This window comes from Micromonospora sp. Mcm103 (genome assembly GCF_024519755.1).
GTDB classification, from domain to species: Bacteria; Actinomycetota; Actinomycetes; order Mycobacteriales; family Micromonosporaceae; genus Micromonospora; species Micromonospora aurantiaca.
This window is the reverse complement of sequence record NZ_JALJRJ010000029.1, coordinates 46,002-69,577: the sequence shown is the minus strand read 5'-3', so window position 1 is coordinate 69,577 and position 23,576 is coordinate 46,002. Positions and strand designations below refer to the sequence as shown.

The following is a 23,576-nucleotide window of genomic DNA, read 5'->3' as shown; positions in this document are numbered from 1 at the left end:
CCTCCTCGCTGACTTCACCACCCTCAACACCCCTTGACTTCTATAGGAGCATCCCCTTCTTCCGGTCGATCATGAAGTTGGCGGCACTCAAGGAGATCATTCCTGCCGTCAACTTCATGATCGACGCGGCAGAGAGGGCGGGCAGAGGCGGCGGGCAGAGAGGGCAGGCAGAGAGGGCGGGCAGCGGGGGTCAGGGGCCGGTGGGGGTTTCGGCTGCGGAGCTCAGGTTGGGGGCGGATGCCGGTTCGGCGATACCGCCTGGGGCGGAGGCGATCTCCGGGTCGTGGGCGGTCTCGGCCGCGATCGCCGGCTGGTCCGGCGGCATGACGTCCGGCATCTTCGGCGCGACGATCACCGCCGTGCCGTACGCACAGATCTCCATCCACATCTCGCCGCAGTCCCGGCTGTCGAAGCGCATGCCGATCACCGCGTTCGCGCCCAGGCGGCGCGCCTCCTCGCCGAGGCGGGCCACCGAGTCGGTACGCCACCGGGTCAGGTTGTCCGGCGCCATCGGGTCGTAGGCGCCACCGCGCAGGTTCTTGACCCCCTCGCGGTACGGGTTGCGGGTCCTCGCCATCGAGGAGACCACTTCGCCGAGGATCTGGCGGATCTCGTAGCCGGGCAGTTGATCCGTCGTCACGACCAGCACACTTCCGATGCTGTCAGTCCTCGGCCGGGTGGTTCGCGAGCCGTGTTCAGCTGATCGGATGCTGAAAAACGGCGCGGCGCGGACGGTCGGGCCGCACCCGACCGATCCGCGCCGCATCGGCATCAACCGTCAGACACCGGCCGTCGAGGTGATCCAGGCCCGGTTGTACGCAACACTGCCGTAGTTCTGGATGCTCTGGCCGTCGGCGGTGGAGGCGACGCCGACCTGCCGGCCGTTGTAGAACTGCGGGCCGCCCGAGTCGCCCCGCCACGCGTTGCCGTTGACCCGGGTGCTCCGGATCGCCTGGCCGCCGTACGCGTCGGTGACGCTGGTGCTGGTCACCCGTACGCTCGCGGTCTTGAGCTGGGGCGACGCGCCGCAGCCGCTGTAGCAGGTCATGCCCCAGCCGTAGATCGTGTTCGTCGAGCCGACCGGCGGGTTGCTGCTGGCGAGCGAGACGGCGGAGGTGCTGACCGTGCTGGACAGGCGCAGCAGGGCCAGGTCGTAGCGGGTGTAGGAGGCGCTCACGGTGCGGGTCACGCCGCCCGAGGCGTAGTAGACGCTGCCGACCCGGACGGACATGGTGCCGCTGACGCAGTGCCGGGCGGTGAGCACCCACTGGGGCGCGATCACGCTGCCGGAGCAGGTGAACGAGCCGTTGCTGAAGACGGCGGCGGCCCACGGCGCGGACGAGACGGTGCCGCCGCCGATGATCGGCTGGGGGCCGGCCGGCGCGGCGGTGGCGCCGGAGGCGGTGGCCAGGACGCCGGCCAGCGCGGTGGTCAGCACGGCGAGCAGGGGACGGAGGCGCATGTCGGGGCTCCTTCTGCGCGGACGCCCGGGGTTGCCGGGCAGGGGGTGACACCCGCCGGGTGGGGTGGGCCGGCGAGGGACATCGATCTCACTCATCGACATCTGACGATGCATGCTACGGCCGCGACACCCTCTGTCACAAGGTGCGGATCGAATCACACCGATGGCGTGACGCGCGCCGCGTGCCGTGCGGGGGTGCTGTCGGATACCGGTCCAAGGTGGGGTGTTTCGCGGCAGAATGCCTGCTGGGAGGCGTTGTCGAAGGGCGCCGGCGAGCACGCAGCGCAACGAATTCGCATCGACGCCGCAACGAACGGGCAACGGTGCCCGTCCGGTGCCGCCGGCGGGGCCGATCAGTGCCGGAACTGCCCCCGGCCGGTGCGGGCCGGGCGGTATCTGCCAGGTAGGCTGGCTGCGCTCGCCCGATTGTTGGGCCGGCACCCAACTGCGTACACAGTCAGGAGTGCCCAGTGCCTCGCGTCGTAGTCGACGTCATGCTCAAGCCCGAGATCCTCGATCCGCAGGGCCAGGCCGTCGCAAACGCGCTGCCCCGCCTCGGCGTCAGTGACGTCGCCTCGGTTCGGATCGGCAGGCGGATCGAGATCGAGTTCACCGGCGAACCGGACCTGGACCGGGCCCGGGAGATCGCCGACAAGCTGCTGGCCAACCCGGTCATCGAGGACTTCACCGTCCGCGTGGTCACCGCCGACGAGACCGCGGGCGCGCAGTCGTGACCGCCCGGGTCGGTGTGGTCACCTTCCCCGGCTCGCTCGACGACGGGGACGCGGCCCGGGCCGTACGGATCGCCGGCGCCGAGGCGGTCCGGCTCTGGCACGGCGACCCGGACCTGCACGGGGTGGACGCTGTCGTCCTGCCCGGCGGCTTCTCCTACGGCGACTACCTGCGCTGCGGCGCCATCGCCCGGTTCGCCCCGGTGATGGAGACGATCGTCCAGGCCGCGCGCGGTGGCCTGCCGGTGCTCGGCATCTGCAACGGCTTCCAGATCCTCTGCGAGGCCCATCTGTTGCCCGGTGCGCTCACCCGCAACCAGCACCTGCACTTCCGCAACCGGGACCAGGTCCTGCGGATCGAGAGCACCGGCACCGCCTGGACGAACGCGTTCCAGCCGGGCCAGGAGGTGCTCATCCCGGTCAAGAACGGCGAGGGCTGCTACGTCGCCGACCCCGCGACGCTCGACCGGCTGGAGGGCGAGGGCCGCGTCGTCGCCCGCTACGTCGGCGGCAACCCCAACGGATCGCAGCGCGACATCGCGGCGATCACCAACGAGGCCGGCAACGTCGTCGGCATCATGCCGCACCCCGAGCACGCGGTGGAGGCGCTCACCGGCCCCTCCCTGGACGGCCTCGGCTTCTTCACCTCGGTGCTCAAGCATCTGGTGGGAGCGCCGGCGTGATGGTGGCCGGGAACATCGGGCGGCTCACCCGCCGCACCGGCGGCGAGCGCAGCAAGGAGACGTCATGACCACCCATCCGGACCCGGCCCTGCGCGAGGCGCAGGGCGTGGTGCCGCAGGCCGGCCCGAACGACGACTGGGCGCTGGGCGTGGACACCGTTCCCCGGGCCGCCGACTCGCCGGAGGAGCTTCAGCCGTACGCCGAGCTGGGCCTCCGCGACGACGAGTACGACCGGATCCGGCACATCCTCGGCCGCCGTCCGACCCAGGCCGAGCTGGCCATGTACTCGATCATGTGGAGCGAGCACTGCTCCTACAAGTCGAGCAAGGTGCACCTGCGCCAGTTCGGCGAGAAGGCGCCGCCGAGTGACCGGCTGCTCGCCGGCATCGGCGAGAACGCCGGCGTGGTCCGGGTCTCCGACGAGCTGGCGGTGACCTTCAAGGTCGAGTCGCACAACCACCCGAGCTTCGTCGAGCCGTACCAGGGCGCGGCGACCGGCGTCGGCGGCATCGTCCGCGACATCCTCGCCATGGGCGCCCGCCCGGTGGCCGTGATGGACCCGCTGCGCTTCGGCGCGGCCGACCACCCGGACACCGCCCGGGTGCTGCCCGGCGTGGTCGCCGGCGTCGGCGGCTACGGCAACTGCCTGGGCCTGCCCAACATCGGCGGCGAGGTCGTCTTCGACCCCTGCTACCAGGGCAACCCGCTCGTAAACGCGCTCTGCCTGGGCGTGCTGCCGGTCGACCGGCTGCAGAAGAAGGACGCCACCGGCCCCGGCAACATCGTGGTGCTGATGGGCGCCAAGACCGGCCGCGACGGCATCGGCGGCGTGTCGGTGCTCGCCAGCGCCACCTTCGACGAGGGCAGCGAGCAGCGCCGCCCGTCCGTGCAGGTGGGCGACCCCTTCATGGAGAAGCTGCTCATCGAGGCGTGCCTGGAGCTGTACGACGCCGAACTGGTCGTCGGCATCCAGGACCTCGGCGGCGCCGGCCTGACCTGCGCCCTCACCGAGACCGCCGCCTCCGCGGGCACCGGCATGCGGGTCTGGCTGGAGCGCGTGCCGCTGCGCGAGCCGTCGATGGAGCCGCACGAGATCCTGGCCAGCGAGTCCCAGGAGCGGATGCTGCTCGTCGTCTCGCCGGACAAGCTCGACGCGGTGCTGAAGACCGCCGAGAAGTGGGGCGTCTGGGCCACCGCCATCGGCGAGGTCACCGCGCCGTCCGCGGACGGCCAGCCGGGCCGCCTGGTCATCACCTGGCGCGACCAGCTCGTGGTGGACGTGCCGCCGGGCTCGCTCGTCGACGACGGTCCGGTGTACGCCCGGCCGATGCGCGAGCCGGCTGACCTGATCCTGCTCCAGGCCGACCGCGCCGAGACGCTGCCCCGGCCGAGCACCCCGGAGGCGCTCCGGGAGACCGTGCTGCGCATGATCGCGTCGCCGAACCTGGCCGACAAGACCTGGGTGACCGAGCAGTACGACAGGTACGTGCTCGGCAACACCGTGCTCGCCCAGCCGGAGGACTCCGGCGTGATCCGGATCGACGAGCGCAGCGGCCTCGGTGTCGCGCTCTCCGTCGACGGCAACGGCCGGTACGCCCGCCTCGACCCGTACCACGGGACGAAGCTGGCGCTGGCCGAGGCGTACCGGAACGTGGCGGTGACCGGCGCGAAGCCGATCGCGGTGACCAACTGCCTGAACTTCGGCTCGCCGGAGGACCCGGGCGTGATGTGGCAGTTCGCCGAGGCCGTGCGCGGCCTGGCGGACGGCTGCCTGGAGCTGGGCATCCCGGTGACCGGCGGCAACGTCAGCTTCTACAACCAGACCGGCGCCGCCGCCATCCACCCGACCCCTGTGGTCGGTGTGCTGGGCGTGCTCGACGACGTCGCCGACCGGGTGCCGATGGGTTTCGTGCCGCGTCCGGCCGGCGACCACGACCAGCTGTTCCTGCTGGGCGAGACGCACGTCGAGCTGTCCGGCTCGGAGTGGGCCTGGGTGACGCACGAGCACCTGGGCGGCATCCCGCCGCAGGTCGACCTGGCCCGTGAGCGGCAGCTCGCCGAGCTGATGGCCGAGGCGGCCCGGGTCGGGCACCTCAGCTCCGCGCACGACCTGTCCGACGGCGGTCTGGCGCAGAGCCTCGTCGAGTCGGCCCTGCGCCGTGGCGTGGGCGCCCGGGTCGTGGTGCCGGAGCACTTCGCCGGTGGCTCGATGCCGTTCGTCTTCCTGTTCAGCGAGTCTGCCGGCCGCGTGCTGGTGTCGGTGCCGCGCGGCCACGAGAAGGCGTTCACCGCCCTGTGCGCCGAGCGCGGCGTGCCGTGGGAGTTCATCGGCGTCACCGACCCTGCCTCCGGCGCGCTGGAGGTGCACGGCCAGTTCCGGATCGGCCTGGACGAGCTGCGCGAGGCGCACACCGGTACGCTCCCGCGCCTGTTCGGCACCGCCGAGGCGGCCCGGGTGGAGGTGGAGGCGACCCGTACCGGGACCACCACTGTGCTTCCGGCCACCGCCGAGCAGCCGGTCGGCGTGGACCCGGCCGCTGTCGACGCCGAGCCGATCGCCGAGGCCGGCCGGGACATCCCGGCGGCCGACGCCGAGGCGTCCGCACCCGCCGCCGCGACGGAGCCCGAGGCGCCCGCTGCGGCGTCCGACGAGGCCGAGCCGGCCGACGGTACGGCGACGCCGGCAGTCGACGGAACCCCGGACCGGGACGAGTCGGCGCCCGCCGACGGGTCCGACGGTCCGGCTCCCGGTGAGCCGGCGCCGGGTCAGCGCTGAGGCGCTGGCCTTGGCCGTCTTCGCCCAACCCGGCTCCGGTGCCCGGTTCGACTGGGGACTGACCGGGGCGGCGGAACTCGGCCGGGTCTGTGCCGCCCTGGTGGTGGTGGACGTGTTGTCGTTCACCACCGCCGTGGAGGTGGCGGTGAGCCGCGGCATGCGGGTGCACCCGTTCCCGTGGGGTGAGCAGGCCGCCGACTACGCGCGCCGGGTGGGGGCCGTGGCCGCCGTGGGCCGCCGGAAGACGACTGCGGAGCACCAGTGGTCGCTGTCCCCGGCGGCGCTGCGGGCCGCGCCGGTCGTCGCCGACCTGGTGCTGCCGTCACCGAACGGCTCGGCGATCAGCGCCGCCGCCAGCGCCACCGGAGTGCCGGTGGTCGCGGCGTGCCTGCGTAACGCACCCGCCGTCGGGCGCTGGCTCCTGGCCGAGGGGTACGGCTCGAAGGACGCACCCGTGGGCGTGGTGGCGGCCGGGGAGCGCTGGCCCGACGGGTCGCTCCGGCCGTGCGTGGAGGACCAGCTCGGTGCGGCCTGCGTGCTCGACGCGCTCGCCGGGGTGCCGGGCGGGCTCTCGGTGGAGGCCGCGATGGCGCTCGCCGCGCTGGCGAGCACGCCGGACGTGCCGGCGGCGGTCCGGGGCTGCGTCTCCGGGCGGGAACTCGCCGAGGGCGGCTTCGCCGAGGACGTCACGGTCGCGACCGAGGTGGGCGTCTCCGACGTGGTGCCGGTGCTCCGCCAGGGCTACTTCGCCCCCGCCTGAGCACCGCTTCCGCTCCCGTCCTGCGGGGCCCGCTGACGACTGTGGCCGCCCGCTGTTCGCGGGCGGCCACAGTTCTCACATCTGCTGTCTGTCAGTCGTCCAGCCAGTCGAGGCGTCGTCCGCTCCGGTCCGCCTGACCGTCCGGGCGGGCGCGACCTGCCTGGGCCGGGTCGTTGGGGTAGCCGTTGTCGTAGCCGCCCCCGCGCTGCTGCGGCGGCTCCTGGCCGTAACCACCCTGCTGGCCGTAGCCACCCTGCGGGGCCTGACCGTAGCCGTCGCCGTACCCGCTGGCCTGCTGGCCGTAGCCGCCGGGCTGGTGACCGCCGTCGTAACCGCCACCGGTGTTGCCGTAGCCGCCGGCCGGCGCGTCGCCGTATCCGCCCTGCTGCCGGGTGCTGTCGTAGCCACCTGTCGCGCCGCTGTCGTAACCCCCGGCGCCCTTGTCGTAGCCGCCCGGCGACCGGCTGTCGTAGCCACCGGCGGGGTTGTCGTAGCCGCCTGCGGGCGCGTCGCCGTATCCGCCCTGCTGCCGGGTGCTGTCGTAGCCGCCGGCCGGGGCGTCGCCGTAGCCACCGGCGGGGGCGTTGTCGTAGCCGCCGGTCGGCGCGTCGCCGTAGCCGCCGCCGGCCGCGCGACCGCCGCCGTAGGCCGGGGCGTCGCCGTACCCGCCGGCCGGGTTGTCGCCGTAGCCACCGCCCGCGGCGTTGCCGTAGGCGCCGGTCGGCTCGCCGTATCCGCCCTGCGGGCGGGTGCTGTCGTAACCGCCGGTCGCGCCGTTGTCGTACGCGCCGCCGTAGCCACCGGTCGCGCCGTAACCGTCGCCCTGCTCCGGGCCACGGCCGTACGGGGCCGTGCCGGCCTGGTCGTAGCCGCGGTCCTGCTCCGGCTGGTAGGTGCTGGTCGGGTACGGGTCGGCCGCCGGCGCGTACTGCGTGCTGTCACCGGTGTAGCGGCCGGTGGGCTCGTCGAAGCGCTCGTTGCCGTAGCCGCCGCCCTGGGCCGCGTATCCGGCCGCGCCCGCCGCCGCACCTGCCGCGTAGTCCGGGCTGCCGTAGCCGGCACCGGAGGACGGGCCGTTACCGTAGCCGCCGCCCGAGGAGGGCGCGTTGCCGTAGCCGCCCGCGCCGCCGTAACCGGCCTGGCCCGCTGCGTCGTCGCCGTAGCCGTAGCCACCCTGGCCGCCGCCTGCGCCGTACGCCGGGCCGGGCGGCGCGCCGTACGGGTCCGGCGGGACGTCGTCCACGACCGGCCGCTGGAGCATGGTGGGGGCGTCGCTGATCGAGGGGCCGCCGACCATCGTCGCGGCCGGCCCGGCGCCCATCCCGTTCACCACCCGGGTCTGGTCGTCGGTGCCGTGGTAGGCGCCCCGGGCTGCCGGGATCGCACCGGCCCCGCCGGGCCCACCCGGACCGGCCGGCCCACCAGGACCGTCGCCGTCACCGTCGTCGCCCTCGTTCTTGCGACGCATGTAGAGCAGCACGATGGTGCCCACGCCGACGGCGACGAACAGGCCGCCGAGCAGGATGAGCAGCCAGGAGCCGAAGCCGCCGGAGTCCTCGTTCGCGGCCGGCTGCTGCGCGGCGGGCGCCTCGGCCGACGGGGTGTCGGTGGCCTCCTCGTCGAGCGGCTCCTCGGACGGCGGGGCGGATTCACTCGCCGACGGGGTGGCGCTCGGGCTCGCCGACGCCTTCAGCTGGATGCTGAGCCGGACGCCGGTCACCGACTGGCCGGCGTTCGCGTTTATCGACCGGGCGACCGGCGAGGCACCGTCGGTGGAGGCGCCGAGGTCGATCCGGCCCGGTGCGATCGGGTTGGACTCGGAGCCGCTGAAGCTGAAGTTGCCGTTGCCGCTGGTGTTGGTGCGGCGTTCCTTGCCCGCGCTGTCGCGGAGCATGACGAGGGCGCCCTCGATCGGATCGCCGTCGGCGTTGACCACCTTGCCGGACACCGTCTTGACCGTCTGCGGCTGCTGCGGCGCCTCGACCTTGCCCTTGACCGCGAGCTGGAAGTTGCCGGTGGCCGGGTCGGAATTGTTGGGCCGGACCTGCACCGTGACCGAGGCGTTGGCGTCCTGCGCGTTGTCGTTGGCGCGGATGGTGAGCAGTTGCGTCCGCGGCCTGTTGTTCCCGGGCGGGAAGTTGATCTGACCGCAGCCCGAGGCACAGCTGACGCCGGACGGCAGGCCGGTCAGGCCGATCTCCGCGCTCTCGTCGCCGTCGCCGGGAGTGACCTGGACGCTCACGGTCGCGTCGCTACCGGCATTGACCGTAATCGACCCCGGGGAGACGCTGACGTTGGCGGCGAAGGCGGGAGCTGCGGGGACGGTGAGCAGGGCGCCGAAGACCAGCGCTACGACCACACCGGCCCGCTGCTTCCAGGCACGTCGGTGTGTTGACACGTCCACCGCCTTCCGGGTCTGATCGCCCCGCCGGCCGTTCGGCCGAGGTTGATCACTCACGGTACGAATAACGCCGTCGGCAACTATGCCTTGTCTGACCGGATCATCTCTACCCAGGGCCGCCGTCGGGCGGCCTTCTGCCGGGTCGTATCGTCCCGTCGTGTCCTCTCCGCACGCTTATTCCGAAGCGGTACTCGCCGCCCTGGCGGCGCTGGACGAGGGGCGTACGCCCGAACGGCCGGTGCTCCGGGAGGCGGTCCGGACCCTCTTGGCTGCCCTCGCGGATCGCGCCCCCGGCCGATCGGTGGAGGTGCGCGTCCCACCCTACGGTGCGGTGCAGTGCGTGAGTGGTCCACGACACACCCGCGGTACGCCGCCGAACGTGGTGGAGATGGATCCGGCGACCTGGCTGGCGGTCGCCACCGGACGCCGGGGGTGGGCGGAAACGGTCACTGAGGGTCGCATCCGGGTTTCCGGAAACCGGGCTGACCTCTCCCCGTACCTCCCGATTTGAACGCCGGCCAGCGGAAACCCTGCTCACGCTGAGCGTAGACTCCGTGACTGTCGGTGTCGACTGCTGGTCGCGTACACTGAGATCCGACGACGGTCCCGGCCCATGCGTGCGGAGCTGCCCCCTGACTCCGCCAGGCCAGTCCAGACCCCACTGCGAGGGAGCGGCAGGTGCCCCGAGGCGATGGCCGGCTGAGCCACGACCTTGACCCCCAGCGACCCGGCCCACAGGACGCGTGTGGCGTCTTCGGCGTCTGGGCGCCGGGTGAAGAGGTCGCCAACCTCACCTACTTCGGGCTCTACGCCCTCCAGCACCGCGGTCAGGAGGCCGCGGGCATCGCGGTGAGTGACGGCTCCGGCGTCGTGGTCTACAAGGACCTCGGCCTGGTCGCCCAGGTGTTCGACGAGCCGACGCTGGCGAGCCTGCGCGGGCACGTCGCGATCGGGCACGCGCGCTACTCCACCACCGGCGGCTCGACCTGGGAGAACGCCCAGCCGACCATCCGCGCCACGACCGCCGGCACCACCATCGCGCTGGCGCACAACGGCAACCTGGTCAACACCGCCGAGTTGCAGCGCGAGGCCGCCGTGCGGGGGCTCGACTCGGACGGCTCGACGAACGACACCTCGCTGGTCACCATGCTGCTGGCGAGTCGGCCCGACCTGTCGGTCGAGGCGGCCGCGCTGGAGGTGCTGCCGCAGCTGCGCGGCGCGTTCAGCTTCGTCTTCATGGACGAGTCGACGCTCTACGCGGCGCGTGACGCGCACGGCGTACGCCCGCTGGTGCTCGGCCGGCTCGAACGCGGCTGGGTGGTGGCGAGCGAGACCGCCGCGCTGGACATCGTCGGCGCGAGCGTGGTCCGCGAGGTCGAGCCGGGCGAGCTGATCGCCATCGACGAGAACGGGCTGCGGTCCAGCCGGTTCGCCTCGCCCGAGCCCAAGGGCTGTCTCTTCGAGTACGTGTACATCGCCCGGCCGGACGCCACCATCGCCGGCCGCAACGTGCACGCCGCGCGGGTGCAGATCGGCCGCCAGCTCGCCAAGGAGCACCCGGTCGAGGCCGACCTGGTGATCCCGGTGCCGGAGTCCGGCACGCCGGCCGCGATCGGCTACGCCGAGGAATCCGGCATCACCTACGGCCAGGGCCTGATGAAGAACCCGTACGTCGGGCGCACGTTCATCCAGCCCTCGCAGACGCTGCGCGCGCTCGGAGTCCGGCTGAAGCTGAACCCGCTGCGGCAGAACGTCCGCGGCAAGCGCCTGGTCGTGGTGGACGACTCGATCGTGCGGGGCACCACCCAGCGGGCGATCGTCCGGCTGCTGCGCGAGGCGGGCGCGCTGGAGGTCCACGTCCGGATCTCCTCGCCGCCGGTGAGCTGGCCCTGCTTCTACGGCATCGACTTCGCCACCCGCGCCGAGCTGCTCGCGAACGGGCTCGACAACGACGGCATCCGGCGGTCCATCGGCGCCGACTCGCTCGGTTACGTATCGCTGCCCGGTCTCATCGCCGCGACCGAGCAGCCGAAGAGCCGGCTCTGCCGGGCGTGCTTCGATGGGGAGTACCCGATCGAACTGCCGGCCGGGAACCTGATCGGCAAGCACGTGCTCGAAGGAGTGGGACGCCGGGTCGCCGCCGAGGCGGCCGGGCCGACCGGTCCGCTCGTCGCCACACCGACCCATCACCCGTAGCACCACCGACGCGGGTCCGGCCGCTCCGGGCTCGCGGGAACCACAAAGGGGAGAACCGTGACGCACGTGTCCGAGCGCAGCGGCGCAGGATCCAGCCCGACGGGCGCCGGCGGCGACCGCCAGCCCTGGTCGGCGGGGTCCAGCCGGACGCAGCGCAAACGCTCGGTCTCGTACGCCGACGCCGGGGTGTCGATCGAGGCGGGCGACCGCGCTGTCGAGCTGCTCAAGTCCAAGGTCAAGGAGACCCGGCGTCCCGAGGTCATGGGTGACCTGGGCGGCTTCGCCGGCCTGTTCCGGCTGGACACGAAGAAGTACAAGAACCCGATCCTGGCGTCCTCGACCGACGGCGTGGGCACCAAGCTGGTGATCGCCCAGCAGCTCGACATCCACGACACGGTCGGCATCGACCTGGTCGCGATGGTCGTCGACGACCTGGTGGCCTGCGGCGCCGAGCCGCTGTTCCTGCTCGACTACATCGCCACCGGTGAGGTCGTGCCGGACAAGGTCGCCGAGATCGGCGCCGGCATCGCGGACGGCTGCCGGTACGCCGGCTGCGCGCTGCTTGGTGGCGAGACCGCCGAGCACCCGGGCGTGCTGCGCCCCGACGAGTACGACATCTCGGCCACCGGCGTCGGCGTGGTGGAGGAGAGCGAGATCCTCAGCCCGGAGCGGGTCGAGGTGGGCGACGTGGTGATCGCCATGCGCTCGTCCGGCCTGCACTCCAACGGCTACTCCCTGGTCCGGCACGTGCTGCTCGGCGCCGGCCGGATGCGGCTGGACGTGGTGATCGACGACTTCGGCCGTCAGCGGACGCTGGGCGAGGAACTGCTCACGCCGACCAAGATCTACGCCCAGGACTGCCTCAAGCTGATCGCCGAGGCCGAGGTGCGGGCGCTGGCCCACGTCACCGGCGGCGGCATCCCCGGCAACCTGGTCCGGGTGCTGCCCGAGCACGTCGACGCCGTGGTGAACCGCTCCACCTGGAAGCCGCAGCCGATCTTCGACCTGATCCAGTCCAAGGGCCGGATCGAGGACCCGGAGATGGAGGCCACGTTCAACATGGGCGTCGGCATGTTCGCGATCGTCTCCGCCGAGGACGCCGACCGCGCGCTGGCCACCCTGACCGGCCGGGGCGTGGACGCCTGGCAGGCCGGCGAGATCATCGAGGGGTCCGGCAACGTGCAGATGGTCGGACAGCACACCCGAGGCTGATCACCCTGCGCCGATCGGCCGGGCACTTTATCGGGGGTTCACCCGAGCGGTCGCCGCGGCCTAGCCTGGAGGTTCGGTTTTCAGGCAGGCGGGGGAGGTGCTGATGGCTGCGCGCACACCCGAAGGGATGCGGGGCATCGCCGCCGTCCCGTCGTACGTGGTGATGCAGCCGACGACGCTGTGCAACCTCGACTGCGCCTACTGCTACCTGCCCTTCCGGGCGGTCGACAGGCGGATGCCGGTGGCGGTCGCCGAGGCGGTGGCGGCGTCGGTGAACCCGTGGGCGGCGGGCGGTCGCTTCTCCGTGGTCTGGCACGGGGGCGAGCCGCTCGCGGCCGGCCGGGAGCACCTGGCCGCGCTGCTGGCGCCGTTCGGGCCGGACGTCGAGCACCACGTGCAGACGAACGCCACGCTGATCGACGACGCGTGGTGCGCGTTCTTCGCCGAACACCGGGTGCGGGTCAGCGTCAGCGTGGACGGGCCGCGGGCGCGCAACGGCGAGCGGGTCACCCGGGGCGGGCGGCCCGCGTACGACCGGATCGTGGCGGGTGTGGCGGCGCTGCGCCGCCACGGCCTGCCGTTCTCGGCGCTCGCGGTGGTGTCGCGGCCGGAGCCGGGCCTGGCGACCGAGCTGTACGACTACTTCCTCGACCTGGGCTGCGACGTGCTCGGCGTCAACATCGAGGAGACCGAGGGCGTCAACACCCGGACGAACGCGCGCGACGAGGGCGCGGTCACCGGGTTCTGGGCCGAGCTGGTGGCGGCCTGGCGCCGGGATCCCCGGATCCACCTGCGTGAGGTGGAGTGGTCGCTGCGGTACGCGGGCGCGGTCCTGGCCGGCACCGCCGACGACCTGCTGCCCCGCAGCCTCGACCCGATCCCGACGGTCGGGCACGACGGCTCGGTGGTGGTGCTCTCGCCGGAGCTGGCCGGCTTCACCGACCCCCGGTACGGCGACTTCGCCAGCGGGAACGTGCTCACCACGCCGCTGGGGGACATCCTCGCCGGCGCGGCCGGTACGCCGTGGGTGGGCGAGTTCCTCGCCGGCGTTGAGGCGTGCCGGGCGTCCTGCCCGTACTTCGGGTTCTGCGGCGGTGGGCACGCCGCCAACCGTTACTTCGAGCTGGGGCGTTTCGACGGTACGGAGACCGAGCACTGCCGTAACAGCAAGATCCGCCTACTGGAGGGAGTGTTGGAGCATGCCCGAGACCATCAGTGACACCGACCGGGAGGCGGTCGCCGACCGGGTGCGGGACGCCGCTGCGGGGCTTACCGCTCTGCTCCACGAGGCGGAGGCGGCGCGGCTGCTGCGGGCGGAGGTGTCGGGTGGTGACGGCGCCGACGCGGTCTGCGCGTGGAACCACTTCGAGAACATCCCGACGTTCTACAACTGGAACAACCGGCCGCGCTGAGGGGACGGTTCCGCGATCAAGGACCTGCCGGCGCGTCGGAGCGGGGCGCCCCGGAGCGCCGGCAGGTCCCTGATCGTCGGTCGTACGCCGGCTCAGCAGAGCACATGCGTGAGCACGCGGGGGTTACCGCGTGCTCAGATGTGACCGGAGGTCAGCGGGTCGGACGAGCCCAGGTGTCCGGGTCGTCGTCCGCGTGGTCCTCGTCATCGTCGTCGACATACTCTTTGTAGTCGTCGTCGAAGTTGTGCTCAGACTTTCCACTACCCGCCAGTTCGCGCTGCAAGGCGGTTAGGTCGGTGTTCGGGGAGTGGTACTTCAACTCCCGGGCCACCTTCGTCTGCTTGGCCTTAGCACGGCCGCGCCCCATGGCTCGACCCCCTCGCACAGAATGCGGGGCAGCCCGAAGGCGGGCCCCGATGACGTCAGGCATCTCTCGTGGCTCTTACGGTACATGGGGATGCCATCGTTCGGCACCTCGGGTCACCGTCGACCGGACCTGCGCGTCGCGGTGGTCCAGCTGTCACAAAGTGTACCGGGTAAGGGGTAAGCCCCGGGGCTGGCCGTGACACCGGACATACCGGTACGAACAAGCCCGAGGATCAGCTTAACGCGCACCGCCTCCGGGGGAGGAGCGTCGCCCCGCCCCCGGAGGTGAGCTTCACCGCAGATGGATCGTCCGCAGCCGGCCGACGTCGGCCATCCGCCGCTCGGCGAGCCGGTCCGCGGCGACCGCCGGCGGCACGCCCTCGTCGTCGGCGAGCTGGAGGATCTGCCGGGTCGTGTCGAAGATCCGGGTCGCGCGCAGCTTGGCGCGGTCGAAGTTGAAGCCCTCGATCTCGTCGGCCACCTGGATCACGCCGCCGGCGTTGACCACGTAGTCCGGCGTGTAGAGGATGCCCCGGTCGGCGAGCACCTTCTCGATGCCCGGGTGGGCGAGCTGGTTGTTCGCCGCCCCGGTGACCACCTTCGCCCGCAGCACCGGCACGGTGTCGTCGTTCAGCGCGCCGCCGAGCGCGCACGGGGCGTACACGTCGATGTCGGAGGCGACGAGCGCCGCGGTGTCGTCGACCAGGGTGACCTGCGGGTGGGTGGTGCGCGCCCACTCCAGGGCGCGCGGGCTGACGTCGGTCGCCACGACCTCGGCGCCGTCGTCGAGCAGGTGGGCGGTCAGGTACTTGCCGACCTTGCCCAGCCCGGCCACGCCGACCCGGCGGCCCGCGAGCGTCGGGCTGCCCCAGACGTGCTCGGCGGCGGCCCGCATGCCCTGGAACACGCCCCAGGCGGTGAGGATCGAGGAGTCGCCCGCGCCGCCGTGCTCCACGCTGCGGCCGGTCACGTAGCGGGTCTCCCGGGCGATCACGTCCATGTCCGCCACGTAGGTGCCCACGTCGCAGGCGGTGTAGTAGCGGCCGTTGAGCGACTCGACGAAGCGGCCGTACGCGCGCAGCAGCGCCTCGCTCTTGGTCTGGTCGGGGTCACCCCAGATGACCGCCTTGCCGCCACCGAGGTCGAGGTTCGCCAGGGCGTTCTTGTAGGCCATGCCGCGCGAGAGGTCGAGCACGTCGGCGAGGGCCTCGTCCTCGCTGGCGTACGGGTAGAACCGGGTGCCGCCGAGAGCGGGGCCCAGCGCGGTCGAGTAGATCCCGATGATCGCCTTCAGGCCGGACTGCTTGTCCTGGCAGAACACGACCTGCTCATGCCCCGTGGAGACGGGGTCGTCGGTACTGGCGAATACGCCCATGGCTGACTCCTGTGTCGGTGTGCGCCCTTGTGGGGCGCGGAACCCGGGTGGCACGCCGGCGGGATGCTGCCGGTGTCGTTGAGCCTAATATCGGCCCGAACCGTACTGTCGCGCATGTCACGCCGCGGGCCCGAGGGCGGCGACGGGCGGTCCCGTCTCGTGGGAGGATCGCGCCGTGCCGTCGCTCTTCGCTTCATACCTGCGCGTGTACGAGCCGCTCACCGCCTTCGACCGGGATCGGCAGTCGTACTGGCGCCGGTACGTCAGCGAGGGCCGTGCGATAGCTCCGCTGGAGGGGCCGGTACGGCAGCGGACCGCGGTGATCGAGGCGCTCGGCGCCGGCTGGACCCGGTTGCCCGACCTGCCCGACGAGGCGTACGTCCTGGAGTCCGACGACGCGCTGCTGGTCTGCCCGTGGAACCTGCGTATCCGGGTCGCCGAGGCGGCGCTGAGCGCCCGCGACGGCGTGCCCTCGGTGCTCGCCGACGCGTTCGTGCCGCCGGTGCTCGCCGGGCAGGCCAAGGCCGTGGTGGAGGACTGGCGCAGCGGCGCCCGGGTGCTGGAGCACGGGGTGCCCCGGGTGCACGAGCAGATCGCCACCTGGGGCGTGCCGCTGCGCTGGTTCGTGCTGTTCGAGGCCGGCGAGCGGCACCTGGTCACCGATCCGGGGCGGCGGGCGCTGCGCTACCGCACCGAGATCTCGAAGGCGCGCCGCCGGGCGTCCCGCGCGCTGTCGGTGCTGCGCAAGTCGATCGGCGAGGCGCCGATCACCGAGGCGGTCGAGGAGGCGGCCCGGTGGCTGGAGGAGTTCCACCCGCGCTCGGTGGTCGAGCTGGACTACGGCGGACTGGTGCAACTGCTGCCGGACGAGACGCTCGAAGCCGACGACTCGACCGATCTGGTGGCCGCCGGACTGTCCGGACTGGGCCGGGGCGAGGCCGAGGAGGCGTCCGCCGCGTACGACAAACTGGTCGCCCGCTGGCGCGCGGTGCAGCTGCTCGAACGGTGCAACTGACGCCCGGTTTGCCCTGTTAAGTGGCCTTGGACACGAGAGTGTCTCGTAACTGATGCGTCACGAACCGTGATCATGAGTCCGAATAAGGTACTTTCTGCGGCATAAAAGTCGTAAAAATCGGGCATGGTTCATCCGTCCGTCTAGGGACCTTCAGCCGTTCGGCCCATGTCGGACATCGGGGACTAGCCGGACCATGGGAGACGCGTCGGCCGGCGGGACCCCGGCCGATGTCTATACATGTGGAGGAGTGACCCCGATGGCATCGCGAACGCACGAACCTGAGCCGCTACTCACACCGGCCGAGGTGGCGTCGATGTTCCGTGTCGACCCGAAAACGGTGACCCGGTGGGCCAAGGCTGGCAAGCTCAGCGCCATCCGGACCCTCGGCGGTCACCGCCGCTACCGCGAGTCGGAGGTTCGGGCCCTGCTGCAGGGACAGATCCCCCAGCAGCGCCAGGGAGACTGACGAACCGGCGTTCTCCGGCGTTCCGATCAAGGGCGGTGCCGTCGCGGCGCCGCCCTTTATCGCGTCCGGGGGCCGCTCAGTCCAGCACGATCCGCAGCCCCACCGTGCCACGCTCACCCCGGCGCAGCCGGCTACCGAGCAGGCTCAGCCGCCCGATCAGCCGGTACTTCTGCTTGAGCAGCCCTCGCACCCGGTTCGTGCTCTCCGGGTCGGCGATCGTCGCGTGGCCCGGCACCGCCTCACCGTGCGGCCGGCCGCGCACGTCGCACGGCGCCACGGTGACCCGGCCGTCGCGCCGGATGCGCTTCACCTTGCCGGAGTCGGCCACCGTCCACACCGCGAGCCCGTCGCCGTCGCGTACCGCCCACACCGGCGTCGGCACCGCCCGGCCGTCCTTGCGGAACGTGGTGAGCAGGACGTACTTCTCCGCAGCCAGGCGGTCCAGGTCGGTCACGCCGCCAAGGATACGGCGGTCAGGGTGCCGCCGACCGCCGGATAGCGTGCTCTCATGACCGGGGAACCCGAGATCGGCGACGTGTTCGGCGAGATGATCCGCGACGCGTACGCGGTCGCCACCGGGATCGGCCCGCGCCCGATGGCCGGCGGCCGCCTCCCGCGCCCGGTCATCGAGATCATCGAGCGCGACGACGGGCTGATCAACGGCGCGCCCGCCGGGCACTACCTGGACCCGCCGCAGCGGTGGCAGCCGCACGACCACCGGGCCGTGGACCGGGTACGCGGACGCGTGCTCGACGTCGGCGTCGGCGCCGGCCGGATCGCGCTGCACCTCCAGGAGCGCGGCGTGCCGGTCACCGGGCTGGACACGTCGCTCGGCGCGCTGCGGGTCAGCCGGCACCGGGGCGTACGCGACCTGGTGCACGGCACCGTCGACGAGCACGCCGCCGACGGCCACCGGTACGACACGTTCCTGCTGCTCGGCAACAACCTGGGACTGTTCGAGGGGCGGGAACGCGCCCCGGCGATGCTCGCCGCGCTCGCCGCGCTGGCCCGCCCCGGTGCCCGGGTGATCGCCCACGGCACCGACCCGTACGGGACCACCGACCCGGTACACACCGCCTACCACGAGCGCAACCGGCAGCGGGGCCGGATCGGCGGGCAACTGCGGCTGCGGCTGCGCTACCGGCTGCTCGGCACCGACTGGTTCGACTACCTGGTCTGCTCGCCGGAGGAGTTCGCCGAGCTGGTCCACGGTTCACCCTGGCGACTGGCCGACGTGGACGACACCGACCACCCCTACTACCTCGCCACACTGACGCTGCGGTGAGCGGGGGAGCCGCCGGGATCCGGCGGCTCCCCCCGCACCACTCAGACCTGGACGGTGGGGGTGGTCTGCTCCGGGGGCAGCCCGCCGTCGCCGTCGACCACCTCGTCCGGCGTGCCGTCCTCGTCGATGTCCACCATGGTGATGTCCACCTTGCCGTCACCGTCGGTGTCGAACTGGAACAGGTCGGCCTTGCCGTCGCCGTCGGTGTCCACCACCCACACGTCGGTCTTGCCGTCGTTGTTGGTGTCCGCGCGGAGCAGGTCCACCCGCTCGTCGCCGCGGGTCTCGACCGTCTCGGTGTTCTCCGCGCTCTCCGGTGCCTGGCTCATCTCGTTCCTTCCTTCGGCGTTGACGGCCGTCCTTACCCCGTCCGCTCCGCCCCCACGCATCCCGGCGGCCCGGCCCTGCATAGGGTCGCATGCAGGAACGAGCGAGCGGACGGGCCCGGCGGCGGAGACCCCGCGCGCCCCCGCCGCGGCGAGGGGACACCGATGAGTGGTCGTTTTGTGGTCGTCGGGGCCGGCACCATGGGCCTCGGCATCGCGTACGTGGCGGCCGGCGCCGGGTACGCGGTCGAACTGGTCGAGGTCGACCCCACCCGGGGCGCCGAGGCCGTGCACCGGCTCGGCGAGCTGTGGGACCGAGGGGTGCAGCGCGGCAAGCTGACCGAGGAGGCCGCCACCGCCAACCGTGAGCGCGTCACGCTCCGGGCCGGGCTCGCCGAGGTGGCCGAGGGCGCCGACGTGATCGTGGAGGCGGTGCCCGAGCGGCTCGACCTCAAGCGCGCCGTCCTGCGCGAGGCGGAGAGCCGCCGGCCCGCGCTGCTGGGCAGCAACACGTCCAGCATCCCGATCGCCGAACTGGCCGCCGGGCTGGACCGGCCCGCCGACTTCGTCGGGTTGCACTTCTTCAATCCGGTGTGGGCGATGGCGCTGCTCGAGGTCGTGGTCGGCCCGGCCACCGCGCCGGAGACCACCGAGGCGGCCGTCGCGCTCGCCGCCCGGCTGGGCAAGGACCCCGTCGTCGTACGCGACATGCCCGGCTTCGCCACCTCCCGCCTCGGCGTCACGCTCGGCCTGGAGGCGATCCGGATGGTGGCCGACGAGGTGGCGAGCCCGGCCGACATCGACAAGGCGATGGTGCTCGGCTACCGGCACCCGATCGGCCCGCTGGAGCTGACCGACCTGGTCGGGCTGGACGTGCGGCTCGACATCGCGCGCACGCTCCAGGCCGCGTACGGCGACCGCTTCGCGCCGCCGCCGCTGCTCGTCGAGATGGTGGCCGCCGGGAGGCTGGGCAAGAAGTCGGGGCAGGGCTTCTACACGTGGAAGGACGGCCAGAAGAAATGAGTGGGCTGCGGATCGAGGAGCTGCCGGACCGGCTCGTGGTCACCCTGGACCGGCCGGAGAAGCGCAACGCCATCGACGCCGACCTGGTGGGCGAGCTGCACGCGGTCTGCGCCGACCTGGAGGCGCGTCCCCGGCTGCTGCTGCTCACCGGCGGGACGGCGGGCATCTTCGCCGGTGGCGCCGACATCGCCCAGCTCCGCGAGCGCGGCCGGCTGGACGCGCTGGCCGCCATCAACCAGGGCGTCTTCGCCCGCATCCGGGCACTGCCGATGCCCACCGTGGCCGCAGTCGACGGCCCGGCGCTGGGCGGTGGCGCCGAGCTGGCGTACGCCTGCGATCTCCGGGTGTGCACGGACCGCGCGGTGTTCGGCCAGCCCGAGGTGCGGCTGGGCATCCTGGCCGGCGCGGGCGCGACCTACCGGCTGCCGGCGCTGATCGGTGAGGCCCGGGCCAAGGAGCTGCTGTTCACCGGCCGGCGGGTGGACGCCGAGGAGGCGCTGCGGATCGGGCTGGTGAACCGGGTGGTGGCCGACCCGGAAGAGCTGCTGCCCACCGCGCACGGCCTGCTCGACGAGATGGCGAAGGGTTCCGCGCTGGCGCTGCGGCTGACCAAGATGGCGGTGGACGCCCCGGCGGCCGCGCACCCGCAGCTCGACCTGCTGAGCCAGGCGGTGCTCTTCGAGGACGAGGAGAAGCACCGGCGGATGACCGAGTTCCTGGACCGGCGCCGGGCCCGCTGAGCCCGGGAGAGACGACGAGGGCCGCACCGGTGAATCCGGTGCGGCCCTACGCGTCGGTACGCGTCAGTGCTTGATGTCGACTCCCGCGTCGTCCAGCGCGGTGATCGCCGGCGCGGACTCGGCGAAGCCGATGAGCAGCAGCGCCTCCGGTCCGAACGCCTTGATCTCCTTGGCGGTGCCGCCGAAGTCGACAGGCGTCTTCGGGTCGGCCGGCGGCTCGTAGGTCAGCAGCTTGATCCGGTCCGCGCCGATGCCGGCCTTCTCCAGCTCCGAGCGGACGTTCTCCTGGAGGCCCTCACCGTACGAGTCCTTACGGGCCAGGATCGCGATCTTGCGCGGCCCGTCCCGGAGCATCACGTCGGCCAGCGCACGGCCCTGCAGGCTGTCCGGCGGCGCGGTACGGAAGTAGAGGCCGTTGTCGTCCACGGCGCTCAGGCCCGCGTCGGTGTTCGACGGGGAGAACAGGATCCGCCCGGCGGCGACCACGTCCGGCAGCACGGCCCGGGAGATGCCGGAGCCGCCCGCGCCGATGATGACCTGCACGCCCTTGCTGACGTGCGAGGCGACGGTGGCCTTGGCGACCGCCGGGTTGGTGCCGTCGTCGCCCTCGATCCACTTCACCGGCTCGCCGAGCACACCACCGGCGGCGTTCACCTCACGGATCGCGAGCGCCGCGCCGGCCGCCAGCGGCGGGTTCGCCAGCGCCAGGTCACCGGTCTTCGGCAGCAGCCCGCCGAGGACCAGCGGGGCGTCCTTCGCCTTCCCGTCGCGCAGCTTGCGCCCACGCGGCGGGGCCTTCGTGCTGGCCCCCGACTCCTCACCGGCGCCGACGAACTCGGTCTTGCTGTCGTCGATCTTCTGGTTGTCGAAGTGCATGGTGCCGTAGCTCGCGGTGGCCGGCTCGCCGGTGTCGGTGAACCCGGCGCGGGTCAGCGACACGCCCCGGTACTCGATGTCCCGGCCCGCACGGGCGAGCTCCAGGCAGGCCGCCACGTCGTCGCAGCGTTCACCGCCGGTGGTCACCCCGACGATCTGCTTGGCGATCTCGGCCGGAGCGGTGGTGCCGGCGAGCTGGGCGGCCAGCGCGCTGATCACCACCGCGTCGTACGACTCGGCGGAGTAGAGGAAGTCACCAAGCTTCGGGTCTACGGCGAGTAGTCGTTCCTTGAAGCTCTCGGCAAGCGGAGTGAGGGGCGTGGTGCCCTTCATCCCGTTCACCAGGTCCGCCCGGTCCTTGAGTTCCGCGGCGTACGAATTGAGCATGTTGCCGTCGGTGCCGTAGAGGCGTACCTGGGTGGCAGGCGTCTCCTCCGGCTCGTCGCTCCCGCAGGCGCTCGTGGCGAGCAGAAGCGCCGCGCAGGCCATGGACAGGGCCGCGCGCGACGTGCGTGTTCTCAGCATGGTCGTCCTTCCTCCGGCGAAGGTCCGCTGCGCACCTTAGCGTGCTCACGCGGCACGCGGGACTGTGGAGTCGGCTCCGTCGGCACCCCGACTGCGGGTATCACTCTGCGTGGTCGACGAGCCGTTTCCGGGTCACCGCTTGACCCCCGGCGATACTGTTCCGCGGGTGAACGACGAAGCACAGCAGACGCTCGACGACGCGACCGCCGTGCTCCGTTCCGCCCTCGCCGGCGACGGCGCCGGCGTGGTGGGCACGTTCGACGCGGTGGTGGACCGCTCCGGCCTCGCCGGGGCGTACGGAGTGGCGTGGTGCCTCGCCGCCACCATGCTCGGCGACGACGCCCCGGGCGGCGGCGCCGCCCTCGACTTCCCCGGCATCGACCAGGCCGACTACGACACCCGCTGGGTGGCCCGTTTCGTCAGCGCGTGCGCCAACGACGACGCGGACACCGGCGAGGCGCTGTTCGGGGCGGCGGCCGCCGACGGCCTGCTGCCCGACTGCCTGCTCACCCTCGCCGGGTCGACAATCGCCACGCTGCGCAGCCGCTCGGACTGAGCCCGGCGCGCGGCCCGGCACCCCGGCTGTGGTAGCTCTGGGTGCATGTCCGAGGCGATGCTCAGCAAGGTGCGCAAGCTCCTCGCCCAGGCGGAGGACCCGGCCTGCACACCCGCCGAGTCGTCCGCCTTCATGGCGAAGGCCACCGAACTGATCGCCCGCTACGGCGTCGACCGGGCGCTGCTCGCCGCCCGCGACCCGGCTGCCGACCCGGTCGGTGACCGGACCGTCGAGGTGATCGCGCCGTACGCCCGGGACAAGGCCGGTCTGCTCGCGGCGGTCGCCGAACCGTTGCGGTGCCGATGCGTACGCCGCCGGCACGGCAACGGTTTCGTCATGCACCTGTTCGGCTTCGCCAGCGACCTGGAACGGGTCGAGCTGCTGTTCACCTCGCTGCTCGTGCAGGCCGCGCACGGGCTCGCCGGTGCCGTCGTACCGGCCGGGGAACATCCGGCCGCGTTCCGGCGCACCTGGCTGGCCGGGTTCGCGTACGTCGTCGCGGAACGACTGCGCGCTGCCGAGAGCAAGGCGGTGGCGGAGTCGGGTGGACCCTCCACGGCTCTGGTGCTCGCCGACCGCTCCGATCGGGTCCAGCGCCGGGTCGCCGAGGCGTACCCCCGGTTGCGCACCGCCCCGCGACGGCGGCTGGCGGGCGGTGGCTTCGGTTCCGGCGCGGACGCCGGCCGCCGGGCCGACCTCGGTGGCACCGGCGTGGCCGGCACCGGCGCGGCGCCCGGTATCGCCGGCTGACCGATCTCAGGCGGTACGGGCGACCGTTGCCAGATAGCGGCAGAGCAGTTCGTGCCAGCCCGCGGTGAGCGCCTCGCGGTAGCCCTCGGCCGCCGTGCCGTGCCTGTCGAAGTAGCGGTGCTCGACGTCCACCCGGGTCTGCTCCGGACCGTCGGCGTGGAACAGGACCTCCACCTCGCTGGCCCGCGCCGGGTCCGGCACCGGCACCCGGTCCGGGCCGATCTGCCAGGTGAACACCAGGCGCCGCGGCGGATCCCAGGTCAGCACGCGGCCCCAGTCGTTGCGGAAGCCGTACGGGCCGATCTCGTAGAGCATGCCGCCGGCCCGGGGCTCGATGCCGAGCGCAGCGAGCGCCTCCGGGCCGGACCAGGTGTATTCACGCACCCACCAGTCGGCGAGCGCGCCGGTGAAGACGGCGTACGCCCGCTCGGCGGACGCCGGGACGAGCAGGCTGCTGCGGAGGGAGAAGCGATCGGATTCCTGCCGGACCTCATCCGGATCGGCCATCTCCTGTCCCATAGGTCCGGACCATACCGGCTCATGTCTCGGTGTGCAGCTTCCGTTCCGCCCGCTTCCGGACACCGGGAACACCGGTTCCCGACAGCGCTGAGTGGTGGGACAGGCGCTCTGCGCAAGGCGC

Annotated in this window: 25 protein-coding genes; 16 read left to right on the top strand and 9 right to left on the bottom strand. The window is 72.6% G+C overall.

The features are described 5' to 3' along the window. Positions 1 to 190: 190 nt before the first annotated feature. Together OC439_RS27720 and OC439_RS27715 are read right to left on the bottom strand one after the other, a co-directional pair. Entirely contained in the window at positions 191 to 766 is a 576-nt protein-coding gene (locus OC439_RS27720; protein ID WP_209310384.1) for a YbjQ family protein, read from the bottom strand. 12 nt (positions 767 to 778) lie between these two features. Continuing rightward, the gene (locus tag OC439_RS27715; RefSeq protein ID WP_013473438.1) at positions 779 to 1,462 is read right to left on the bottom strand and encodes a S1 family peptidase; all 684 of its coding nucleotides are present in this window, start codon (positions 1,460 to 1,462) and stop codon (positions 779 to 781) included. 470 nt (positions 1,463 to 1,932) lie between these two features. Here OC439_RS27715 and purS point away from each other — a divergent pair, with 470 nt between their 5' ends. From purS to OC439_RS27695, 4 genes are all read left to right on the top strand, one after another. Then, on the top strand, positions 1,933 to 2,196 hold the full coding sequence (gene purS / locus OC439_RS27710) for a phosphoribosylformylglycinamidine synthase subunit PurS (RefSeq protein ID WP_013473439.1): 264 nt from the start codon (positions 1,933 to 1,935) through the stop codon (positions 2,194 to 2,196). Then, entirely contained in the window at positions 2,193 to 2,876 is a 684-nt protein-coding gene (purQ, locus tag OC439_RS27705; protein WP_018785472.1) for a phosphoribosylformylglycinamidine synthase subunit PurQ, read from the top strand. The genes purS and purQ overlap by 4 nt, the downstream gene beginning before the upstream one ends. A 64-nt stretch (positions 2,877 to 2,940) precedes the next feature. Then, the gene (gene purL / locus OC439_RS27700) at positions 2,941 to 5,652 is read left to right on the top strand and encodes a phosphoribosylformylglycinamidine synthase subunit PurL (RefSeq protein WP_262015988.1); all 2,712 of its coding nucleotides are present in this window, start codon (positions 2,941 to 2,943) and stop codon (positions 5,650 to 5,652) included. A 10-nt stretch (positions 5,653 to 5,662) separates the two neighbouring features. Then, the gene (locus OC439_RS27695) at positions 5,663 to 6,412 is read left to right on the top strand and encodes a 2-phosphosulfolactate phosphatase (RefSeq protein WP_194802214.1); all 750 of its coding nucleotides are present in this window, start codon (positions 5,663 to 5,665) and stop codon (positions 6,410 to 6,412) included. A 91-nt stretch (positions 6,413 to 6,503) separates the two neighbouring features. Here OC439_RS27695 and OC439_RS27690 read toward each other — a convergent pair whose 3' ends face one another. Continuing rightward, a complete protein-coding gene (locus tag OC439_RS27690; protein ID WP_262015987.1) occupies positions 6,504 to 8,810 on the bottom strand; it encodes a carboxypeptidase-like regulatory domain-containing protein in 2,307 nt (768 codons plus the stop codon). 160 nt (positions 8,811 to 8,970) lie between these two features. Between OC439_RS27690 and OC439_RS27685 the strand changes: the two genes are divergently transcribed. The 5 genes from OC439_RS27685 to amcA all read left to right on the top strand — a co-directional run bounded on the left by OC439_RS27685 (position 8,971) and on the right by amcA (position 13,633). Next, positions 8,971 to 9,324, top strand: a complete 354-nt coding sequence (locus OC439_RS27685) for a sterol carrier family protein (RefSeq protein ID WP_262015986.1) — start codon at positions 8,971 to 8,973, stop codon at positions 9,322 to 9,324. Between the two features lie 167 nt (positions 9,325 to 9,491). After that, positions 9,492 to 11,009: an amidophosphoribosyltransferase gene (gene purF / locus OC439_RS27680; RefSeq protein ID WP_013283425.1), complete on the top strand. Its 1,518-nt coding sequence runs from the start codon at positions 9,492 to 9,494 to the stop codon at positions 11,007 to 11,009. 57 nt (positions 11,010 to 11,066) lie between these two features. Further along, positions 11,067 to 12,221, top strand: coding sequence for a phosphoribosylformylglycinamidine cyclo-ligase (purM, locus tag OC439_RS27675; RefSeq protein WP_262015985.1), 1,155 nt, complete (start codon positions 11,067 to 11,069; stop codon positions 12,219 to 12,221). Positions 12,222 to 12,348: 127 nt separating this feature from the next. Then, on the top strand, positions 12,349 to 13,440 hold the full coding sequence (gene amcB / locus OC439_RS27670; RefSeq protein WP_262015992.1) for a cyclophane-forming radical SAM peptide maturase AmcB: 1,092 nt from the start codon (positions 12,349 to 12,351) through the stop codon (positions 13,438 to 13,440). Next, entirely contained in the window at positions 13,421 to 13,633 is a 213-nt protein-coding gene (gene amcA / locus OC439_RS27665; protein WP_135242751.1) for a multiple cyclophane-containing RiPP AmcA, read from the top strand. Before amcB ends, amcA begins: the two co-directional genes overlap by 20 nt. A gap of 151 nt (positions 13,634 to 13,784) precedes the next feature. Here amcA and OC439_RS27660 read toward each other — a convergent pair whose 3' ends face one another. Further along, on the bottom strand, positions 13,785 to 14,000 hold the full coding sequence (locus OC439_RS27660; RefSeq protein WP_013283429.1) for a DUF3073 domain-containing protein: 216 nt from the start codon (positions 13,998 to 14,000) through the stop codon (positions 13,785 to 13,787). A gap of 291 nt (positions 14,001 to 14,291) precedes the next feature. Next, positions 14,292 to 15,374 (bottom strand): Glu/Leu/Phe/Val family dehydrogenase, encoded by a 1,083-nt coding sequence (locus OC439_RS27655; RefSeq protein ID WP_262015984.1) that lies wholly within the window; start codon positions 15,372 to 15,374, stop codon positions 14,292 to 14,294. A 175-nt stretch (positions 15,375 to 15,549) separates the two neighbouring features. Between OC439_RS27655 and OC439_RS27650 the strand changes: the two genes are divergently transcribed. Both OC439_RS27650 and OC439_RS27645 read left to right on the top strand, forming a co-directional pair. Next, positions 15,550 to 16,389: a hypothetical protein gene (locus tag OC439_RS27650; RefSeq protein WP_135242753.1), complete on the top strand. Its 840-nt coding sequence runs from the start codon at positions 15,550 to 15,552 to the stop codon at positions 16,387 to 16,389. Positions 16,390 to 16,645: 256 nt separating this feature from the next. Continuing rightward, positions 16,646 to 16,855, top strand: a complete 210-nt coding sequence (locus OC439_RS27645) for a BldC family transcriptional regulator (protein WP_007073996.1) — start codon at positions 16,646 to 16,648, stop codon at positions 16,853 to 16,855. A gap of 76 nt (positions 16,856 to 16,931) precedes the next feature. Here OC439_RS27645 and OC439_RS27640 read toward each other — a convergent pair whose 3' ends face one another. Continuing rightward, the gene (locus OC439_RS27640) at positions 16,932 to 17,309 is read right to left on the bottom strand and encodes a PPOX class F420-dependent oxidoreductase (protein ID WP_262015983.1); all 378 of its coding nucleotides are present in this window, start codon (positions 17,307 to 17,309) and stop codon (positions 16,932 to 16,934) included. A gap of 54 nt (positions 17,310 to 17,363) precedes the next feature. Between OC439_RS27640 and OC439_RS27635 the strand changes: the two genes are divergently transcribed. Then, a complete protein-coding gene (locus OC439_RS27635) occupies positions 17,364 to 18,140 on the top strand; it encodes a class I SAM-dependent methyltransferase (RefSeq protein WP_262015982.1) in 777 nt (258 codons plus the stop codon). 41 nt (positions 18,141 to 18,181) lie between these two features. Here the strand turns inward: OC439_RS27635 and OC439_RS27630 are convergent, their stop codons facing one another. Then, positions 18,182 to 18,469 (bottom strand): hypothetical protein, encoded by a 288-nt coding sequence (locus tag OC439_RS27630; RefSeq protein ID WP_043327533.1) that lies wholly within the window; start codon positions 18,467 to 18,469, stop codon positions 18,182 to 18,184. A 162-nt stretch (positions 18,470 to 18,631) separates the two neighbouring features. On the opposite strand from OC439_RS27630, the gene OC439_RS27625 reads away from it, so the two are divergent. Both OC439_RS27625 and OC439_RS27620 read left to right on the top strand, forming a co-directional pair. Then, positions 18,632 to 19,489 carry a 3-hydroxyacyl-CoA dehydrogenase family protein gene (locus OC439_RS27625; RefSeq protein ID WP_262015981.1) on the top strand — a complete coding sequence of 286 codons (858 nt, stop codon included), beginning with the start codon at positions 18,632 to 18,634 and terminating at the stop codon, positions 19,487 to 19,489. Then, a complete protein-coding gene (locus OC439_RS27620) occupies positions 19,486 to 20,229 on the top strand; it encodes an enoyl-CoA hydratase/isomerase family protein (protein ID WP_262015980.1) in 744 nt (247 codons plus the stop codon). The genes OC439_RS27625 and OC439_RS27620 overlap by 4 nt, the downstream gene beginning before the upstream one ends. A gap of 63 nt (positions 20,230 to 20,292) precedes the next feature. On the opposite strand, the gene OC439_RS27615 is transcribed toward OC439_RS27620, so the two are convergent. Continuing rightward, positions 20,293 to 21,630, bottom strand: a complete 1,338-nt coding sequence (locus OC439_RS27615; RefSeq protein WP_262015979.1) for an ABC transporter substrate-binding protein — start codon at positions 21,628 to 21,630, stop codon at positions 20,293 to 20,295. 166 nt (positions 21,631 to 21,796) lie between these two features. Between OC439_RS27615 and OC439_RS27610 the strand changes: the two genes are divergently transcribed. Together OC439_RS27610 and OC439_RS27605 are read left to right on the top strand one after the other, a co-directional pair. Next, on the top strand, positions 21,797 to 22,186 hold the full coding sequence (locus OC439_RS27610) for a hypothetical protein (protein ID WP_260032910.1): 390 nt from the start codon (positions 21,797 to 21,799) through the stop codon (positions 22,184 to 22,186). Between the two features lie 45 nt (positions 22,187 to 22,231). Then, complete coding sequence (locus OC439_RS27605) at positions 22,232 to 22,936, top strand: DUF2786 domain-containing protein (RefSeq protein WP_262015978.1); 705 nt, start codon at positions 22,232 to 22,234, stop codon at positions 22,934 to 22,936. Between the two features lie 6 nt (positions 22,937 to 22,942). Here the strand turns inward: OC439_RS27605 and OC439_RS27600 are convergent, their stop codons facing one another. After that, a complete protein-coding gene (locus OC439_RS27600; RefSeq protein WP_262015977.1) occupies positions 22,943 to 23,455 on the bottom strand; it encodes an SRPBCC family protein in 513 nt (170 codons plus the stop codon). Between the last annotated feature and the right edge of the window lie 121 nt (positions 23,456 to 23,576).

What these genes read in the sequence shown, in the direction of transcription:
- OC439_RS27720 (WP_209310384.1), bottom strand. Translation starts at nt 766, where the DNA reads ATGCGGCGCGGATCGGTCGGGTGCGGCCCGACCGTCCGCGCCGCGCCG.
- OC439_RS27715 (WP_013473438.1), bottom strand. Translation starts at nt 1,462, where the DNA reads ATGCGCCTCCGTCCCCTGCTCGCCGTGCTGACCACCGCGCTGGCCGGC.
- purL (WP_262015988.1), top strand. Translation starts at nt 2,941, where the DNA reads ATGACCACCCATCCGGACCCGGCCCTGCGCGAGGCGCAGGGCGTGGTG.
- amcB (WP_262015992.1), top strand. Translation starts at nt 12,349, where the DNA reads ATGCGGGGCATCGCCGCCGTCCCGTCGTACGTGGTGATGCAGCCGACG.
- amcA (WP_135242751.1), top strand. Translation starts at nt 13,421, where the DNA reads ATGCCCGAGACCATCAGTGACACCGACCGGGAGGCGGTCGCCGACCGG.
- OC439_RS27660 (WP_013283429.1), bottom strand. Translation starts at nt 14,000, where the DNA reads ATGGGGCGCGGCCGTGCTAAGGCCAAGCAGACGAAGGTGGCCCGGGAG.
- OC439_RS27655 (WP_262015984.1), bottom strand. Translation starts at nt 15,374, where the DNA reads ATGGGCGTATTCGCCAGTACCGACGACCCCGTCTCCACGGGGCATGAG.
- OC439_RS27645 (WP_007073996.1), top strand. Translation starts at nt 16,646, where the DNA reads ATGGCATCGCGAACGCACGAACCTGAGCCGCTACTCACACCGGCCGAG.
- OC439_RS27635 (WP_262015982.1), top strand. Translation starts at nt 17,364, where the DNA reads ATGACCGGGGAACCCGAGATCGGCGACGTGTTCGGCGAGATGATCCGC.
- OC439_RS27630 (WP_043327533.1), bottom strand. Translation starts at nt 18,469, where the DNA reads ATGAGCCAGGCACCGGAGAGCGCGGAGAACACCGAGACGGTCGAGACC.
- OC439_RS27625 (WP_262015981.1), top strand. Translation starts at nt 18,632, where the DNA reads ATGAGTGGTCGTTTTGTGGTCGTCGGGGCCGGCACCATGGGCCTCGGC.
- OC439_RS27620 (WP_262015980.1), top strand. Translation starts at nt 19,486, where the DNA reads ATGAGTGGGCTGCGGATCGAGGAGCTGCCGGACCGGCTCGTGGTCACC.
- OC439_RS27615 (WP_262015979.1), bottom strand. Translation starts at nt 21,630, where the DNA reads ATGCTGAGAACACGCACGTCGCGCGCGGCCCTGTCCATGGCCTGCGCG.
- OC439_RS27605 (WP_262015978.1), top strand. Translation starts at nt 22,232, where the DNA reads ATGTCCGAGGCGATGCTCAGCAAGGTGCGCAAGCTCCTCGCCCAGGCG.
- OC439_RS27600 (WP_262015977.1), bottom strand. Translation starts at nt 23,455, where the DNA reads ATGGGACAGGAGATGGCCGATCCGGATGAGGTCCGGCAGGAATCCGAT.